Origin of the sequence: Gemella haemolysans ATCC 10379, assembly GCF_000173915.1 — a bacterium.
Taxonomy (GTDB): Bacteria; Bacillota; Bacilli; order Staphylococcales; family Gemellaceae; genus Gemella; species Gemella haemolysans.
In genome coordinates this window covers 112,754-125,073 of record NZ_ACDZ02000014.1, presented here as the reverse complement: position 1 = coordinate 125,073, position 12,320 = coordinate 112,754, and the positions used below count along the sequence as shown (strand labels likewise).

Genomic DNA, 12,320 nt, shown 5'->3' with positions numbered 1-12,320 from the left:
TTTTGATGAGCCTTTATTTTTTTATAGCCCAATTATAATGGCTAGAAGTAGCACTGACAAAATAAGATCCCAATGTACTTCCACCAACCCATTTATAAACTTTTTTTGAAAATAATTCTTCATTTGTAAAATTTTCGGCTAGTTTCAAAACATCTTTATGAGATTTTTGTAAAGCATTTGTTGCTTCTTCAAGAGACGTATTCTGATGCTTCTTCCAAAATTCTACATTCATATCGCCGTAAGTTCTCCAGTTATATGGTTCAGGAATAAATGATTTCTCTTCTCCTTTTTGATTGGAACATACCCAATTCAAAATAAGTTTATGCCATTCATAGAGATGAATTAAGATATCTCTTAAGTTTTTATCTCTTCTCCAATGAGCTTCTTTTTTCTTTTTATCTTCTGAAAAATCAAAGGGTGTATTTAACTCTTCACTCGTCATCTTTGAAATAAGTAAGTTTAACTTTTCATAACTTTCCTTAGCAACTATCATTAAATCATTTTTTGTTTCTGGTCTTGGCACAATTAATTCCTCTCTTTACAAAACACTATATTATTATCCTTTATAATTTTCTCATATTAATCATCTTCACAAGTAATGTCGCACATTCAGCGGTCATTGTTATCGCATCACTATCGCTCTACGACAGCTATCACATAAAGTATTCATAATTAATTACTTCGGTCTATACCCTTGTCATTAAAACAACTGTTTCAACATGAAACTAGTGAACACTAAATTCCGTCTGTAGATGGGAACATATTCACTAAAATATTTAACAATAGCATAAGGTTATCGTTAAATATTATTACCTCAGTAAACTGCGCTTTATTTATTTACGATACACCTCGATTTTTTATCTATATTCATTTAGAAATTGTTTTGAATATATTTTTTCATTCTTTGAGTTTCTAACTTCTTTCCAAAGGATAGATCAAACTTTTAACTTGTTAAAATAATTATTGCTGAAATCATCTTCACAAAATTTTTTTAGAAATTGATTCTACTAACAAGCAGAATTATCATACTTGGCGTAATCTGACTCTCCATAATATATTTTTATTATATCTTAGATTATAAATTCTTTACCGTTACCTATTTTTACTTTTCTCTAAGTTATTGTCATATCAGCATTAAACTTAAACCGACTATTCTCTGAAGTATGATTTATACCATTATAATTTAATGCAAAGTGTAGCTATATAGTCATTTCCATAACGTGATAATCTATGTCTTTTGTCACACGATTCATAAAAATCTATCATAGCGAGACCGTTTTTCAGTTGTCCTCTAATCTGAGTTTCTAAGGTATGGCTAAATTCATATCCAAATTCTGGATTTATAGTTATCTTGCCTTCCTCTTCAAGCTCTTTTGAATTAAAAGGGATTGAAAATTTTAGATGTAATTCTTCATCAGGTTTATCCCATACAATATCAGCATCGTACATGTATATCCAAGGATTCATGAATCCGACCATTAACAATCCACCCTTTTTCAATACTCGAGAGGCTTCTTTATACATGTTTTCTAAATCTTCTATATATACATTTGAAACTGGATTAAAAATAATATCAAATGTTTCATTTTCAAACGGAAATGGTTTTGTCATATCGCCTTGAACTGTGTTGATTTTTAAGCCTTCTCTTTTAGCAACCATTTCATCTCTTTGTAATTGTGATTTAGAAAAATCCATTATTGTTACATCATAACCTTTTACGGCAAAAACTGGCCCCTGCTGACCACCACCACAAGCTAAACCTAGTATCTTTTTCCCGTTTGCTTTTTCAAACCATTCTTTTGGAACTTTTTTCCCAACAGTTAATGCAACAGAAATTGTATTATTTCTAGCTTCTTCTAATTCTTCATGTGTCAGTGGCTCAGTATAGACATTTTTTACATTATTCCATCTATCTTCATTAAATTTTATATAATTGTTCATCTTTTAATCTCCTGGTATTTTTTGGGTATAAGCTATCGTTAAAAGTATCTAACAGATATTTATTTACGATACTCCTCTACTTTGTATCTATATTCATTCAAAAGTTGTTTTGAATAAATTTTTTCATTTTTTGAGTTTCTAACTTCTTTCCAAAGTATAGCTGCAACTTTTAACTTATTAGAATAATTATTGCTAGATTCATCTGCGCAAAAGTCTTTCAGAAATTGATTCCACTGACAAGCAGAATTATCATACTTGGCATAATCTGATTCTCCATAATATATTTTTATCATATCTTGAATCGTAAATTTTTCATCGTTATCCCTTTTTACTTTTCTCCAAGCCGTTGCCATATCAGCATTAAATTTAAACGGGCTAGCTCCTGTTACAGCTGAAAAATAATCTCTAAATTTTTGATTAAAAGAAAAACCACAGTTAAGTAACGGAGTCTCTAGGGTTACAGCTTCTAATTGACTTTTCTTACCTTTACTAAAAGATTTTTCTACTTTATTGCCCATGAAATATTGTTCAATAATATAGTTCAATTCTTTCTTCGTACATCTATACTCTAGTCCAAGAGACTTACATATTTGTGAAAGTTCTTCTCGATACCAATAGTATTTCTTAAATTCTTCAAATGATTTTATATTACTAAAATCCGGTCGATTTTCTTTCAACTACTTACCTCCAACGTCTAAAACCTTTTAACGATATCCTATGAATAAACCTTTATTTTCTACACTTTATTTACTTATCAGGTTCAACTTTTGACATCAATACCACACACTCAACATGTCTTGATAGGACAAACCAATACTCTGAAATGCCGCATTTCTTTTGGCACTTTAATTAGATACTCCGAAACGATTTCTAAAAGGACTATTGATAATCATTGCTTATTAAATTAATTGATTTTAGTAAATTATAAGAGTAATGCCTTAATGATTCACTGGAGTATGGGCAATTAGGTAAACGGGCCATCACCAAAGCAATACAGGCTTTTACAAGCAAGAGATAAGTATCATTTATTTGTAGATTGTTGTATAGAGTTTCAGTCATAATAATATTTTGAGAGGCATCTAACAACAAAAACTCGATGAGTTTATTGAATTCTCTCTTATCGTATTTATTGTACAGTTTTTCGAGATTCTCTATAACAACTTTCATTGAATCTACAGATTCATTAGGCGTTAATACACAAAAATATGCAGTTTGTAATGATTTATCAGGAATAATGGCATAGATTGATTGAAGTGGATTCTCTAACCTTTGAGGATCCATGGAAAAAAACATACTTCCACTAGCAAAAAAATCAGGAAGGAATTCTAAATCATAATACTTCAATTCGAAATACTTGCAAAAATCAGAATAATTTGGAGTTTTCTTTTCAAGAAATATGTCATCAAATTTATTTTTTATAATATCAGAGTTATAGAAGCTCGCATTTTCGCTTATTAGCTTCGTTGAGAGTTCCTGCTCGAATAAATATTGTGTCGCGTCTTCTTCTGATATTTTTTTAGAGTAAGGTCTACCAATGTTGATTTTTCTATTTACGCTCGGATTGTGAACTTCCGATTCCAACTGATAATCGTATATATAAGATCGATACAGAAATAAACATAGATAAGTTTCAAGATTCGTATTAATATTTTTTACTTCGATTGCTTTAAATATATCAGTATCATGTTTCTTGCAAAATAATGGTTGAACTCCAGATTTCTTAATATGAGTATCCTTTACCAAATCTGACACTCCTACATCATAACTATTCCCAACAATATGCTTTATATCAGTTGCATAGACCTTATTTCCACTTGCTATTTCTCTCAAAAATGATTTTGGATAAGTGTGTGAATCTATCGCAACATCACCACAACCTGGAAAATGACATAACGTTCCAGATTTATTTTCTTCATAATACTCAACTTCGTTAAGCCTTAGAAATATATTACTTTTCTGTTTATTGTTCTCCTGAATATAATTGTTCAGATAATTATCTACTATTTTTAACTCAGAATTCAAAGTAACACCTCCATTTAAAACAAATTAATTTAGAAATTAGTTCACAATTCTTATTATACCAAAAAAGCACAGAACTTACCTGCGCTTTTTATTACCTCCTATCAAAGTGTCACGTCAGTTCCATCCACATATCGGACAACTACTTGCTCTCCGATATCAATTTTCTCAAGTAGCCCAACCATCTGCTCTGGACTAAATTCATTGCTATTGTCCCCAAGTGCTTCTTGTAAGATCAATGCTTTATATCTTTCTAATGGAGTTCCTATTTCGCCACTTCGTTGCGCATTCCTGCCTATGGACTGATAGCTCATGCATAGCCGTCAAGTAGGCTTTCTGCAATGTTTCCTCATCAATGCGTGAGTTGGTGCAACCTAACTCACCTTATTTCTTATACCTTGAACCACATTGCCATACAGCTCGCTTTCCTTTGATAGTGGTCCAATGCTTTCGTGCAAATGGTGAACTCAGACTCCACAAAATACCATTGACGAAAATGGGTTACTTTCAATATTTTGTGCGAAGTTTTTGATACAGTTAGTTTGCTTAAAGACCTCTCTTCGTTCAAATTCTAACTGTGCCGCATCCCAAATCCAAGGTTCAATAATCGGTTCGTGATTGCCCCGACATAATACTGATTAGCATATCCGTTATTATCGGTCCGTTTCTTGTTCAAAAAGTCTCCTGTTACTATTTTCTGTAAGAGCAGATCCCCTTTATGCCTTTCATTATGGAACATTTTCTGAATGGAGCTTGGATACCAATTCGCCTTTCCTGATCATCGCCCCCCTCATAATTCAACCTTCTAGCGATTGATTCTGGTGTCTGACCCATTAGGAACATTTGAAAGATTCTCCTTAAGACTTGTGCTTGTTCTTCATTTATGATAAGATTGCCATCTTCATCCTTATCGTAACCCATGAATTTTGTGGTATTTTGGCGATTGATGCCTCGTTCAAATCACTTGCGGATTCCCCGTGTCGCGTTCTCTGAAATAAAGCGCGATTCATCCTGTGCCAATGACGATAAGATTGTTAGTAGAACCTCTCCTTTTGCATCTAGAGAGTCAATATTCTCTTTTTCAAAGGTAATGCCAACTCCTAGCTCTTTTAGCTCACGTACAAATCGTATGCAGTCTAGGGTATTTCTTGAAAACCGACTGATGAACTTAACAAGTATTCTATCAATCTTATCTTCCTTACAATCCTGAATCATTCGATTAAACTCTGACCGCTTTTTGGTAGATGTTCCTGAAAACCCTTCATCCGCATAGCTAGCATTGGGATCCTGGCCACGCTGAGCCGCTCCTGGATCCGTCAGAGCAGTGTAAGTAATAGATTTAACAATTACTTATCCCATAATGAAGATGAATAGGGATGAGAAAATCCTAATAAATTAGCCAAATTCTCTGCTTCTACTGTATCTTTAAGTATTTCTATAAACTTCTTAACTGCATCATCAAAATTATTAAATATCCAAGTTTCCCCCACGACATAAGAACGTTCATCTCTACTATTTACTTGGAATACACCATTCTTATAAAATAGATGTGTTGCCCAAGGTAATCTCTTTGATTCATCAAAGAGCACGTAATGTAGAGTCTGAAAATTATTCAATTTAATTCTCGATTCAATCTCTAACACATATTGTTTTTCTAGTTCTGCTCGCATTATTAACCCCCCTTTAACAAGTTCATGGCTTTGTAATATTTAAGATTCGAGCCTAATTGTATCTGTGTTCCTCCACCTGCTCCGAAAACCATAGCTATCTCTCCCTTTCGAATATTTGAAAGAACATCTATAGGATTACCATATTTAGAAAGACTCTTAGTTAAATATTTCCGTAACTCAGGTTAAGCATTATTGAAAGCCACTTCTATATTACTTCTTGTCAAATCATGTATCACCTCATATTTATGATAATCTTGATATCCTCGCTGCGCATAAAGGCAGCCGAGACTTGTTGATGGAAGAGCTCGATAAAATTCAAATCAAATTTCACTTCCTTGCTTTTCTAAATTTATCATTATAGTTTATCCCAAAGAGGTGAGGAATACATATAGCTTCCTCTGTTAGATATGTCCCTTCGACCCTCACGTACTATAAAGTCCAATATATTAAAGAATTTTTTTTCAGCCTCAGAAAAATTATCAAATTCAAATGCTCTTCCAATTTTATAACCCCTCTCATCTCTGCTATTCACCATGAATAAATCATCTTTGTAAAATATATGTACAGCAAATGGTGTTCTATTTGTTTCATCGAAAAGAACATACCGTAAAGATATATAATTTTGTTCTTTTATAATACATTCTATTTCTTGTTTAAATTTTTCAATTTGTTCCGAATTCATTTTATCACCTCTTTTAATAAACCTAAATCTTTATAATACTTCAAAGAATTCCCTAGTTGTATCTGAGTTCCTCCAACTGCTCCAAAGACTTTTGCAATTTCTCCTTGTTGAATACTATCCAAATCTGACAAAGAAAATTCCCGGTTTTCTATCGCATCAATTAAACTTTCTTTAACTTCTGATGAAGCTGTTTTAAAACATTTATTATATTTTCTTATGTCAAATCATGTATCACCTCATATTTATGATAATCTTGATATCCTCACTATGCACAAAGGAAGTCGATACTTGTTGATGGGAGAGCTCGATAAAATTCAAATCAAATTTCACTGCGTTGCTTTTCTAAATTTATCATTATGGTTTATCCCACAAAGGAGAAGGATATTCTGGTTCCTCGTTAGTCATCACTTGCAACCTGTTATATCTTACAGTTAAATCCAATATCTCAAAAAAGCATTGCTCTGCTTCTTCAAAATTTCCAAATGTTCTAATCTTTCCTATAATACTTGCCCTATCTCCTAAAGAATAAACTAAGTATACTTTTTTCCCCTCATCATATTCTATTCGCGTTTGCCAATCTTCTCTCCCTTTATTCCTGTCATTAAATACGGAGACTCTTAGCGTAGTATAATTCAACTCTTCAACTTTCTGTTGAATTATTTTTTTTTCATGCATCAATTTATCCATTTATTTTATCTCCTTTAATAGTCCCATTTTTCGACATTTGTGAGAACTCTTGCTTTAGTGCTGTTCTTGGCTAACTGAATCATCTCAGCTGCCTTAGCTCCTAGCTTCGTGTCCTTAGCAATCTTACCTACAGCTACTGCACCAATAAAATCTTCCACAAACAGGAGTGTATCTTTCATTCCTTGACGGTAAAATCATCTAGCACTTTATAGGATATCGAAGATAAAGTGTAGAATCTAACTTTTATTTCATCTCTATGAAGGTAGATGTAAGATTTCAACTTACCAAATAGCTCATTATAAAAAGTTTTTTCAATAAATAACTCAAGGAATTTATCACTCATAAATAGGACTCCCCCATTAAACTTTCTAATACTCTTAGCATCTATAAAAACTTACTCAAAACCAATTACTGTCCACTCATCAATATAATTCCAAAAATTTAAACCTCTTTCAGGCAAATCCATTTTAGACCATAAATAAGCTCCGTTTTCTAATTTAGAATCTATATCCAATACGATATAGTCTCCCATACCATTACTAAAAAATGTAAATAATGCTTCAAGATTAAAATCTATTTGCTTGATATATTCCCATTCATACAAGGATACTGGCTCTATATTTTTGACGGAATCCAATCCCATACTTTTACTTCTATAATCATAAAAACCATTATGAATATTTGTGTAAAAGTTTACTATTGAGCTGTCCAATAACACAAATAAATCTCCGAATTTTTTCCTTAATTCATCGACTGAGACTGGTTTCTTACCTTCATACAGAAGTACATCTTTATTATCATAGGATGAAATTGTATATAGTATAGAGTATTCACCATTGTAGAAAATCAAGTCAAGTCGAAGCAAGTATTCATCTAGATAGGAAATTGTATTAGACAATTCTGCTGATACAAATTTCTTCCATTCTGTAAGAAGTATGCTTTTTCTTTCTTTAAAGTCATCAGAAAGAAAGATTTTTTTCCAAAATTGCGGAATATCTGCCGTTAAGATTTTAGAGGTTTCCTCTATAATCTCCACTTCAGAATTTGATAGTGTGTACTGGCCCAAAATATTTGATAAATTATCCATAATTACTAACCTCTATTATTTAATTAAAAGAATCAATTAAATTTTGCAAAACAACTTCCAATTCTCTTTTCTTGGCTATCATAGCACTTTTAAAATCTGCAGAAATAGGTATATTTTCTTTTACATATCTAGTCCACTCGCTATAACTATTCGAACCTTTAGATGTGTTTGCTGTTTTTCTCAATCCGATAAAATTCTCTTCATAATTTAGAACATCAAGTTTTTGTTTTAGCGTCATTTTTTCGAAGCCTTCCATTTTTGTAATCCTATCCATTGAAACAATATGGTCGGCTTCTAATCTTTCTCCAATTTCTATAATCTTACCAGGAATAGCTGGATCGGGCATCGGTAACTGGATATCTTTATTCACATTATTTCTAATATTTCTGGATAGTGTCATTTTCCTCAATTTTGCGTATTCTTCATCAGAAATTTTCCGTTCACCATATCTAGCTTTGCCTTCAGATTTTGCTCCTTCTAAGACACTATCTCTAAGCTTACTTGTAGTCCTACTAGAACCACCTACTCCTCGTACTGCATCATCCGCATGTTTGCTTGAGAAGTGCATCACATCACGTAGTGTCTTGCTCTCAACGTTGAAGCTAGGCATGGTTCCCATACCTCTCGCAAAGGCAACTGCCTCTTTACGAATGCCGACTGGGATTAGGGTATCTAATAATTTCTCTCCAAATTGCCTAATGACATTATTGCGCTTTGCTAAGACATTGTCAAACTTTGAACCCCATTTTTCTAGAGTTAACTACTAATGCTAGTTCAATGCTGTTTTTAAAATAGATTCCAATAAGTCGTCTAGATTACTATACTTGTTGACTAGATCTCCTGAAGGTAAATCTAACTCCTTATATACTCTATGAAAAGTATCATAGACATACCAACTCATACCACTCTCACCTAAAAAGAAATAGCTGTTGTTACTAGATTCCTCATGCCAAATAATATTCATTTCAAATATATCATAGACATCTTCATCTATAATATCTGGGTTTGTTTTTTGAGAAATACCATACAAAATGAAACCATTAAAATCAATTCCATTTACTTGAGAAAGAAATCTTTTATAATCTTCCATTACTTCATCATTCGGCCAAACGTTATGTTTCTTCATGAGAGCTGAAAAAACAGTATTTGGAACCCCACTATTAACAGAATCTCCGTACTTTTCTTCAATTTCTGAAATTTTTGAAATAAAATTCATCCACATTTTTTATATCTCCTCTATTCTAATTTGGATAAATATTAGCTGTAAAGAATCGCCAATCAACTAATTTAGAGTCTCCAACTTTCATACCTTTAACAATATCCCTTGATAATTAGTTACCACTTTATGATAAGGATCATTCTTTCGTAATCGTTTTCTCAACTTCTCCATGCATGGAATTACTGGTGATAATGGCATTCATCCCATTTTTAGCGGTATCCAACTGACTCTGAGCAGTTGCGACCATCTTCATATAGGCCTCTTGGGCTTTCTGAAACTCCGCAATATCTACTACATAAAATCCCATTAGCCTTCCTCCGTGTTTACATACGGCTCGTAAACACTAGCTTTTATGTGATTAATTTCGATTTTTCTTCCTGTATCCAAGCTTCAAAAACATCTGATACTGATAAATCTTCATTTTTTTCATACATTGCATCGTATCTGTAATTGCTTTTAAGACTATTATTTTTCACATCATATACCAATCTTATTTCAGTAGGTACCTCTTTAGAGTTCTCTTCAAAGAGTACTTCTATCTTTTCTGCATCCTCTATTCCATATTCTAATAGCGAGAATTGGATATCATCTGAATCATTAATTTTTTCTGACAAATACTTATTTACATCACTTTTCTCAGAAATGAATCCACCAATTTTATAAAAAACATCAAAAGAAACTAAACCATCCTCTAAAACCACATATATAAAAACTGTCTCTGCTTTATTTTCTATATACTCGAGTGATAAAGAAATCATATCAGATTGAATATCCATCAATTGATCTTCGAATACCCTATTCATAATAACTACCTCTTATTAATATTTCTAATAATCTCTATTCTTGTTTTTCTATCAATTTTATATCGAACTTGAAATTTTGATGGCCTTAATGAGTTTCCATCATACTTAATTTTTACATTTACGCTAACTTTTTTATTATTCTTATAGTGCATTCATCCATTCTCTCTCAAGACGACGATACTCTTCCAAGTTAACATCTTTCGCTTGTGATAATAAATTATCTGATTCAGGAGATGCACCAAATAAATCTCCAAATATATGACCCGCATGATTATCATGTAATTTATCCGGTGTATTTTCTTTATGTCTTAGTCTACCATCATGTAGCTTTAATTGCAAGTTATCTTCGTACGCTTCACTAATACGCCCCAACTCGTCTGTCTGATATGAATAATTATGCTCTCCAGCCTGACATCGAACATTGGGCTTTAATTTCCCTGCATCATCAAAGTGAGAACCATCTCGAAGTATATCACCGACCTTGTCCGCTACTTTTCCAGCATCATCAGAAACTCTCACCACATCATCTGTATATTTTTTATAGAGATTGTAAATATCTCTTAGCGTTCCTTCCTTCAACGTGAAACCTGCTGGGAAGCGTCCATAGACTGCTACTTCTACTGTTCCTTGGAAGACTGGCCGGGGGAGCTTGGTGTCTAAGATTTTATTAACAAGGTTTTTGAGATGTTGGTCACCTTTAGTCAGATATTTCTCAATCTTCGGTGCCCATTTCTCTACCTGGAGGGCAATCTTACCTTTTGTAGCTAAACTGGCCAGTTTAATACTTTCTGCTAGTTTAGTACCATACGTCGTGCCTTTGACTGCCCCTTGACTTCACCGATACCTATAAACATGGAGCCGATTTCTCCAATGTATTCGCCATACTTGAAGAAATCGCCACTGGCGAGGTCTGTCTTGAGTTGATGAACAATTTGATCCCGAACCTGTTGGTAAGTAGTATGGAGTTCGCGGACTGGCTCAACATCTTGAAAAGCATGTCCCAAGCCAGTCTGATCTAAAACGTAACCTGCCGTAACTTTTCCCATCACCAACAGCTTATCTGCGGTCCCTTTCAGATATTGCTTGATCCATTCGGAGGTCTTCTAACCAGTAAGCACATTAAAATCAGCTATAGCACTGATACCAGCCAATTGGCCTAAATCGACCGCACCGATAGCTATCGTAGAAATACCACTTCCAATACTCCCTATCACACCTTCACCTAGTAAAAGTGTTTCTCTTAGCACAGGAATAGGCAGATTCCGTGTGCCCTCAACGACATTACCCCTCCAGGAGACAATCTCATTCGAGCGTTCCTTCAGCCAGGCTTAGATGGGGCGATAATGTGCCAGAATTCCTTATATGCTACGCTTAGTAATCGTATTCTGCGATACCAATAAACTCTAATGTCCCAGAACCATTGTTACTTACTTTTAATTCTTCTTTAGAATAATCAAAATCATAAATCAAAACAATTGTATTATAGGTTGATGATATTTTAGGAAACTGCATAATAATCTCTTCATCGTATGAGAATCCTTCAAGCAAAACATCAATATTATTTTCAGAAACATCAACCCAATCTTTTTCAACTAAATCTCTATCGTAGTACGACAAATGAAAGTCTGTCTCAAATTCTGAAGAAACGCTATCCCCATCCTCTTTATTTGAAATTTTGAAGTATTCTTGAAATTCTTCTTGACTGGCAAAATTACCAAGCCATAACGATACTTTTTGTTTCATTTTTAATACCTCCTCAATCCTTCTGGTAAATCTAAAATTCCATTTTTCATTCTTCGACTTGCCCATTCATTTAATCTGTGTGCAAATTCCTCATAATCATATGACAAATCAATAATTTTTAATATCTCATTATGAGCTTTTGTAAAGCCCCGTCCTCCATGTACTCCACGAGGATTTATGAACTGCATATCTTCAATTAAACTTCTCATTTCTTTGATATCACCCATGGAAACTCCCCATTTTTTAAATTGAGGAGTCCGAGAAACAAGATTCCATTCATGGTAGCCACCTGGTCTTCTTATTCTATCTTCGATTTTTTTTACGTAATTTTGGGATTTCCCATAATTTCTCTAGTTCTTCTGGAGCTAAATTATCAAACCACCCATTAAATTTACCATTTTTAACTGTTGGAATAATATCATCATAGACTCGCTCCATCCTACCAGAACCACTTACTCCTCACGCCACA

The 12,320-nt window shown here is 33.3% G+C and carries 23 protein-coding genes; all 23 read right to left on the bottom strand.

Translation table 11 applies throughout. The features are described from left to right. Positions 1–13 precede the first annotated feature (13 nt). A complete protein-coding gene (locus tag GEMHA0001_RS06275) occupies positions 14–523 on the bottom strand; it encodes a ClbS/DfsB family four-helix bundle protein (protein ID WP_003144941.1) in 510 nt (169 codons plus the stop codon). Between the two features lie 653 nt (positions 524–1,176). Further along, complete coding sequence (locus tag GEMHA0001_RS06270) at positions 1,177–1,941, bottom strand: class I SAM-dependent methyltransferase (RefSeq protein WP_003145686.1); 765 nt, start codon at positions 1,939–1,941, stop codon at positions 1,177–1,179. A 59-nt stretch (positions 1,942–2,000) separates the two neighbouring features. After that, complete coding sequence (locus GEMHA0001_RS06265) at positions 2,001–2,618, bottom strand: SAP domain-containing protein (RefSeq protein ID WP_003145380.1); 618 nt, start codon at positions 2,616–2,618, stop codon at positions 2,001–2,003. Positions 2,619–2,820: 202 nt separating this feature from the next. After that, positions 2,821–3,963, bottom strand: coding sequence for a hypothetical protein (locus GEMHA0001_RS06260; RefSeq protein ID WP_003145447.1), 1,143 nt, complete (start codon positions 3,961–3,963; stop codon positions 2,821–2,823). Between the two features lie 687 nt (positions 3,964–4,650). Beyond that, positions 4,651–4,881 carry a recombinase family protein gene (locus GEMHA0001_RS09395; protein ID WP_050767696.1) on the bottom strand — a complete coding sequence of 77 codons (231 nt, stop codon included), beginning with the start codon at positions 4,879–4,881 and terminating at the stop codon, positions 4,651–4,653. A gap of 39 nt (positions 4,882–4,920) precedes the next feature. Beyond that, on the bottom strand, positions 4,921–5,280 hold the full coding sequence (locus GEMHA0001_RS09390) for a recombinase family protein (RefSeq protein WP_224207481.1): 360 nt from the start codon (positions 5,278–5,280) through the stop codon (positions 4,921–4,923). 26 nt (positions 5,281–5,306) lie between these two features. Further along, positions 5,307–5,630, bottom strand: a complete 324-nt coding sequence (locus GEMHA0001_RS06250; protein WP_003145244.1) for an Imm59 family immunity protein — start codon at positions 5,628–5,630, stop codon at positions 5,307–5,309. 355 nt (positions 5,631–5,985) lie between these two features. Further along, entirely contained in the window at positions 5,986–6,312 is a 327-nt protein-coding gene (locus tag GEMHA0001_RS06245) for an Imm59 family immunity protein (protein ID WP_040464449.1), read from the bottom strand. Beyond that, a complete protein-coding gene (locus GEMHA0001_RS09335) occupies positions 6,309–6,443 on the bottom strand; it encodes a hypothetical protein (RefSeq protein ID WP_003145242.1) in 135 nt (44 codons plus the stop codon). The genes GEMHA0001_RS06245 and GEMHA0001_RS09335 overlap by 4 nt, the downstream gene beginning before the upstream one ends. Positions 6,444–6,666: 223 nt before the next feature. Next, positions 6,667–6,999 carry an Imm59 family immunity protein gene (locus GEMHA0001_RS06235; protein WP_040464448.1) on the bottom strand — a complete coding sequence of 111 codons (333 nt, stop codon included), beginning with the start codon at positions 6,997–6,999 and terminating at the stop codon, positions 6,667–6,669. 14 nt (positions 7,000–7,013) lie between these two features. Beyond that, positions 7,014–7,178, bottom strand: coding sequence for a hypothetical protein (locus GEMHA0001_RS08985; RefSeq protein WP_155800212.1), 165 nt, complete (start codon positions 7,176–7,178; stop codon positions 7,014–7,016). A 215-nt stretch (positions 7,179–7,393) separates the two neighbouring features. Next, a complete protein-coding gene (locus tag GEMHA0001_RS06230; protein ID WP_003145624.1) occupies positions 7,394–8,086 on the bottom strand; it encodes a hypothetical protein in 693 nt (230 codons plus the stop codon). 19 nt (positions 8,087–8,105) lie between these two features. After that, complete coding sequence (locus GEMHA0001_RS06225) at positions 8,106–8,705, bottom strand: hypothetical protein (RefSeq protein WP_233445907.1); 600 nt, start codon at positions 8,703–8,705, stop codon at positions 8,106–8,108. 150 nt (positions 8,706–8,855) lie between these two features. After that, positions 8,856–9,308, bottom strand: coding sequence for a YrhA family protein (locus GEMHA0001_RS06220; protein ID WP_003145194.1), 453 nt, complete (start codon positions 9,306–9,308; stop codon positions 8,856–8,858). A 133-nt stretch (positions 9,309–9,441) separates the two neighbouring features. After that, entirely contained in the window at positions 9,442–9,612 is a 171-nt protein-coding gene (locus GEMHA0001_RS08980; protein WP_155800211.1) for a hypothetical protein, read from the bottom strand. Positions 9,613–9,655: 43 nt separating this feature from the next. Then, a complete protein-coding gene (locus GEMHA0001_RS06215) occupies positions 9,656–10,108 on the bottom strand; it encodes a hypothetical protein (RefSeq protein ID WP_003145101.1) in 453 nt (150 codons plus the stop codon). Between the two features lie 5 nt (positions 10,109–10,113). Continuing rightward, the gene (locus GEMHA0001_RS09385) at positions 10,114–10,260 is read right to left on the bottom strand and encodes a DNA/RNA non-specific endonuclease (protein ID WP_081450728.1); all 147 of its coding nucleotides are present in this window, start codon (positions 10,258–10,260) and stop codon (positions 10,114–10,116) included. Next, entirely contained in the window at positions 10,250–10,687 is a 438-nt protein-coding gene (locus GEMHA0001_RS06210; protein ID WP_003145428.1) for a DNA/RNA non-specific endonuclease, read from the bottom strand. Before GEMHA0001_RS06210 ends, GEMHA0001_RS09385 begins: the two co-directional genes overlap by 11 nt. Positions 10,688–10,899: 212 nt before the next feature. After that, the gene (locus GEMHA0001_RS06205) at positions 10,900–11,154 is read right to left on the bottom strand and encodes a hypothetical protein (protein WP_040464446.1); all 255 of its coding nucleotides are present in this window, start codon (positions 11,152–11,154) and stop codon (positions 10,900–10,902) included. A 57-nt stretch (positions 11,155–11,211) separates the two neighbouring features. Next, positions 11,212–11,355 carry a hypothetical protein gene (locus GEMHA0001_RS08975; protein ID WP_003145396.1) on the bottom strand — a complete coding sequence of 48 codons (144 nt, stop codon included), beginning with the start codon at positions 11,353–11,355 and terminating at the stop codon, positions 11,212–11,214. A gap of 124 nt (positions 11,356–11,479) precedes the next feature. After that, positions 11,480–11,851 carry an immunity 22 family protein gene (locus GEMHA0001_RS06200; RefSeq protein WP_003145667.1) on the bottom strand — a complete coding sequence of 124 codons (372 nt, stop codon included), beginning with the start codon at positions 11,849–11,851 and terminating at the stop codon, positions 11,480–11,482. Positions 11,852–11,853: 2 nt separating this feature from the next. Next, positions 11,854–12,078: a hypothetical protein gene (locus GEMHA0001_RS09240; protein ID WP_003145528.1), complete on the bottom strand. Its 225-nt coding sequence runs from the start codon at positions 12,076–12,078 to the stop codon at positions 11,854–11,856. A gap of 76 nt (positions 12,079–12,154) precedes the next feature. After that, positions 12,155–12,289 (bottom strand): hypothetical protein, encoded by a 135-nt coding sequence (locus GEMHA0001_RS09330; protein ID WP_003145741.1) that lies wholly within the window; start codon positions 12,287–12,289, stop codon positions 12,155–12,157. Positions 12,290–12,320 lie beyond the last annotated feature (31 nt).

Bases quoted from the DNA above. Each gene is read 5' to 3' on its own strand.
- GEMHA0001_RS06245 (WP_040464449.1), bottom strand. From the start codon at position 6,312: ATGAATTCGGAACAAATTGAAAAATTTAAACAAGAAATAGAATGTATT.
- GEMHA0001_RS08985 (WP_155800212.1), bottom strand. From the start codon at position 7,178: ATGAAAGATACACTCCTGTTTGTGGAAGATTTTATTGGTGCAGTAGCT.
- GEMHA0001_RS06225 (WP_233445907.1), bottom strand. From the start codon at position 8,705: ATGGGAACCATGCCTAGCTTCAACGTTGAGAGCAAGACACTACGTGAT.
- GEMHA0001_RS09330 (WP_003145741.1), bottom strand. From the start codon at position 12,289: ATGGAGCGAGTCTATGATGATATTATTCCAACAGTTAAAAATGGTAAA.
- GEMHA0001_RS06205 (WP_040464446.1), bottom strand. From the start codon at position 11,154: ATGGGAAAAGTTACGGCAGGTTACGTTTTAGATCAGACTGGCTTGGGA.
- GEMHA0001_RS06250 (WP_003145244.1), bottom strand. From the start codon at position 5,630: ATGCGAGCAGAACTAGAAAAACAATATGTGTTAGAGATTGAATCGAGA.
- GEMHA0001_RS08980 (WP_155800211.1), bottom strand. From the start codon at position 9,612: ATGGGATTTTATGTAGTAGATATTGCGGAGTTTCAGAAAGCCCAAGAG.
- GEMHA0001_RS09385 (WP_081450728.1), bottom strand. From the start codon at position 10,260: ATGCACTATAAGAATAATAAAAAAGTTAGCGTAAATGTAAAAATTAAG.
- GEMHA0001_RS06235 (WP_040464448.1), bottom strand. From the start codon at position 6,999: ATGGATAAATTGATGCATGAAAAAAAAATAATTCAACAGAAAGTTGAA.
- GEMHA0001_RS06230 (WP_003145624.1), bottom strand. From the start codon at position 8,086: ATGGATAATTTATCAAATATTTTGGGCCAGTACACACTATCAAATTCT.
- GEMHA0001_RS06200 (WP_003145667.1), bottom strand. From the start codon at position 11,851: ATGAAACAAAAAGTATCGTTATGGCTTGGTAATTTTGCCAGTCAAGAA.
- GEMHA0001_RS06215 (WP_003145101.1), bottom strand. From the start codon at position 10,108: ATGAATAGGGTATTCGAAGATCAATTGATGGATATTCAATCTGATATG.
- GEMHA0001_RS09395 (WP_050767696.1), bottom strand. From the start codon at position 4,881: ATGGGTTACGATAAGGATGAAGATGGCAATCTTATCATAAATGAAGAA.
- GEMHA0001_RS06270 (WP_003145686.1), bottom strand. From the start codon at position 1,941: ATGAACAATTATATAAAATTTAATGAAGATAGATGGAATAATGTAAAA.
- GEMHA0001_RS09240 (WP_003145528.1), bottom strand. From the start codon at position 12,078: ATGGGTGATATCAAAGAAATGAGAAGTTTAATTGAAGATATGCAGTTC.
- GEMHA0001_RS06220 (WP_003145194.1), bottom strand. From the start codon at position 9,308: ATGTGGATGAATTTTATTTCAAAAATTTCAGAAATTGAAGAAAAGTAC.